Annotated in this window: 5 protein-coding genes; 3 read left to right on the top strand and 2 right to left on the bottom strand. The window is 59.1% G+C overall.

Annotation, left to right across the window (positions count from 1 at the left end; all coding sequences use genetic code 11):
• The 3 genes from EPO09_RS08395 to EPO09_RS08385 all read left to right on the top strand — a co-directional run.
• Nucleotides 1-599 (top strand): ATP-binding protein (locus EPO09_RS08395; protein WP_290642072.1); only part of this gene is annotated, 599 nt, incomplete at its 5' end.
• Nucleotides 596-1225, top strand: coding sequence for a response regulator (locus EPO09_RS08390; RefSeq protein ID WP_290642070.1), 630 nt, complete (start codon nucleotides 596-598; stop codon nucleotides 1223-1225). The genes EPO09_RS08395 and EPO09_RS08390, both read left to right, overlap by 4 nt.
• A gap of 122 nt (nucleotides 1226-1347) precedes the next feature.
• Nucleotides 1348-2439, top strand: coding sequence for a putative solute-binding protein (locus tag EPO09_RS08385; RefSeq protein WP_290642068.1), 1092 nt, complete (start codon nucleotides 1348-1350; stop codon nucleotides 2437-2439).
• A 25-nt stretch (nucleotides 2440-2464) separates the two neighbouring features.
• Here EPO09_RS08385 and EPO09_RS08380 read toward each other — a convergent pair whose 3' ends face one another.
• Both EPO09_RS08380 and EPO09_RS08375 read right to left on the bottom strand, forming a co-directional pair.
• Entirely contained in the window at nucleotides 2465-2854 is a 390-nt protein-coding gene (locus EPO09_RS08380) for a c-type cytochrome (protein ID WP_290642066.1), read from the bottom strand.
• A 35-nt stretch (nucleotides 2855-2889) separates the two neighbouring features.
• A partial coding sequence (locus EPO09_RS08375) for a NapC/NirT family cytochrome c (RefSeq protein WP_290642064.1) occupies nucleotides 2890-3100 on the bottom strand: 211 nt, incomplete at its 5' end.

Raw genomic sequence — 3100 nt, 5'->3', positions numbered from 1 at the left:
ACATGGACCCGATGGTCATGAAGGCGCTCAAGACCATGGGTGAGCAAGCCACGCATGCCGGTCGTATCGTCAAACGCATCCGCGAGTTCCTGACGCGCCGAGAGCCCCAGCGCGAGCCTTGTCGCATCATGGACGTGGTTCACTCCGGCGCTGCTTTGCTCAAACGAGACTTGTCCAGGTATCAGGTCCAGCTTGATATCCATGGTGACGATGCCTTGCCTGAAGTCATGGCCGATCCGGTGCTGATCGAGCAGGTGGTGGTTAACCTGATTCGCAATGCCAGCGATGCCTTATCGACGCAAGACGGCGCGCGGCGGATACACGTCACGGCGACCCAGGCGGGGGCCTTTGTGCGGGTGAGCGTGATCGACAACGGGCCAGGGCTACATGGCCGGGATGGTGAGCGCCTGTTTGCGCCGTTTTACTCCACCAAGTCGGAAGGCATGGGCATGGGCTTGGCCATCTGCCGCTCGATCATCGAGTTGCACTATGGCGCGCTGGACGCGTCCGAGGCCCTTGAGGGGGGCGCAGTGTTCACATTCAGTTTGCCGGTTCGACAGGATGCCTCCCTGGACACCGGTGACGGGAGCTTGTCATGACGATTCAACATACGCTGTCGAACAAGGGAACGGTCTACCTGGTTGACGATGAAGCTGTGGTGCGCGATGCGCTGGTCTTCTTGCTCGGTTCACGCGGTCTGGTTGTGCATGCGTTTGACAGTGGCCTGGCGTTGATGGACTTTCTGACCAGATCCGGCACCCCTGTGCAAGGTGTCTTCGTGCTGGATGTGCGCATGGAGCCTATGTCCGGCCTGATGCTGCACGAGGCCTTGTTGGCCATCGGCGTGCGCAACCCGGTCTTGTTCCTCAGCGGCCATGGCGACATTCCCATGGTGGTCGAGGCCTTGAAGAAGGGTGCTTTCGATTTTCTGGAAAAGCCTTATAGCGACAACACACTGGTTGATCGCATCGAGCAAGCACTGGCTGTCGAGGCGGCCTCCCGAGCGCAGAACGCGCACTCGCTTGAAAGGCAGGCACGCCTGGCCAGTCTCAGTGAGCGCGAGCAGGAGGTCATGCATCGCGTGGCGGCAGGCAAGCTCAACAAGGTGATTGCCGATGAGCTGCACATTGCCGTGCGTACCGTTGAAGTGCACCGAGCCCGCGTGTTTGCCAAAGTGGGTGTGCGTTCAGCGGCAGAGTTAGCTGGTTGGCTGGCTTCAGGGTGATGTCATGACATGCATGGGGCGCCTCGCGACAGTCGCCACTTTGTGAGCAGGTGAAACCCTTTGCCGTGGCACGTGGTGCGTTTGGTAGATTGGCGCCACTGATTTCATGGATGGATTTCTCGATGGCGCGCTCTCTTTCTTTCACTCGTTTCGGTGCCGCACTGGCAGTCGGTCTGGCTGGGCTGGCGAGTTCGTCCGCTTGGTCTGCGCAGGTCGCTTGCGTGTTTGACATCGTGGGCACAACCGGGCCAGCCTACGCTGCGGCCAAGGATTTCGTGCTGGCCATGCAGAAGCTCAATATGGGCATCGACATCGAACTCAAGGCCTATACCGATGAGCGTGTGGCGGCTGAGGATTTCCGCAGCGGCCAATGTGATGCGATGGCCGTGACGTCGTTTCGCAGCAAGCCCTATAACCTGGTGGCTGCCACGGTAGATGCCATGGGCGCCACGACCTTTGCGCGCAACGGCAAAATCGACATGGAGGCCAGCTACGAAATCCTGCGCAAGGCCATCGAGATCTTTGCTTCGCCTGCAGCCTCCAAGATGATGGTGCAGGACAAGTACGAGGTGGCTGGCATCATCCCCATGGGGGCAGCCTATCCCATCGTCAATGACCGCAAGATCAACAGTGTTGAGGCGGCAGCAGGCAAGCGCATCGCGGCGCTGGATGTGGACCGCGTGCAGACCATGGCCATCACGCGCATTGGTGCGCAACCCGTGCCGGCTGATATCACCAATTTCGCCAGCAAGTTCAACAACGGTCTGGTGGACGTGATCTTCGCGCCCGCCTTGGCCTACAAGCCGCTGGAGTTGTACAAGGGCATTGGCAGCAAGGGCGCGATTTCGCGCATGCCCATCACGCTCCTGACTTACCAGATCATCATCAACAAGACCAAGTTTCCCGCGGGCACGGGGCTGAAGTCCCGCCAGTACTGGCTGACACAGTTTGAACCCACGCTGAACATGATTCGCAAGGCCGAGGCCGAGTTACCCGCCAAGGTCTGGATGGAGATCCCGCCGGCAGATCTGGCCCGCTACATCAACATGCTGCGTGATGGGCGGGTGGAGATCGCTGAAGCGGGCTTGTACGACAAGAAAGCGCTCAAGGTTCTCAAGCGCATCCGTTGTGACATGAACCCAGCGGATCTGGAGTGCACCAGCCCGCTGGAGGTCGAGTGGCCGGACAAGCCCAAGGCCGCGCAGGTCAACTGAACGGCCATCATCTGGCTGCGCTCGATTACTTCAGCGATTGCAAGTAGGCAATGACGTCTGCTCGTTGGGCAGCGTCATCCAGGCCGTCGTACTTCATCTTGCCGCCAGGTACCAGCTTCTTGGGTTTGGTGATGTAGAGGTCGATCTTGTCCGGCGTCCAGGTGATGCCGCTTTGTTTCATCGCGTCTGAGTAGGCGAATTCAGCGATGGAGGCTGCTTTGCGACCATTGACACCAAACAAGGGCGGGCCTTTTTTGGCCTTGCCTTCCTTGGGGCTGTGACAGTCGCCGCATTCGCCTGCAAAAACGTCGGCGCCCTTCTTCGGATCGCCTGCAGCGTTGGCGTGCTCGGCTTGGCTTGCGCCGATGACACCGATCAGCATGGCCAGCAAAGTGTGCTGTATGTTCTTCTTCATGGGGGGAGCTTTCAAATGAGAGATCCTTGAGCGGATCATTTCTTGGCGAGTTCGTTCACCACGTCTTGTGGTTCAACGCCGCCTTCGGGTTCTTTGTGTGCAATGCCGTAGTGGCAATCGATGCAGGTCTTGCTGCCATTGAGCAGTTTCTTGTGCTGGGTCTGCGCGGTCTTGCCTTGCATCTCCGGGTCCATGGCTTTGACGTCATGGCAGTTGCGGCACTCTTTGGAGTCCGTCTGCTTCATG

The organism is Aquabacterium sp. (assembly GCF_004297345.1).
In the GTDB taxonomy this organism is placed as follows: domain Bacteria; phylum Pseudomonadota; class Gammaproteobacteria; order Burkholderiales; family Burkholderiaceae_C; genus Aquabacterium.
The sequence above is the reverse complement of the archived record's forward strand: the minus strand, read 5'-3'. Positions and strand labels throughout refer to the sequence as shown.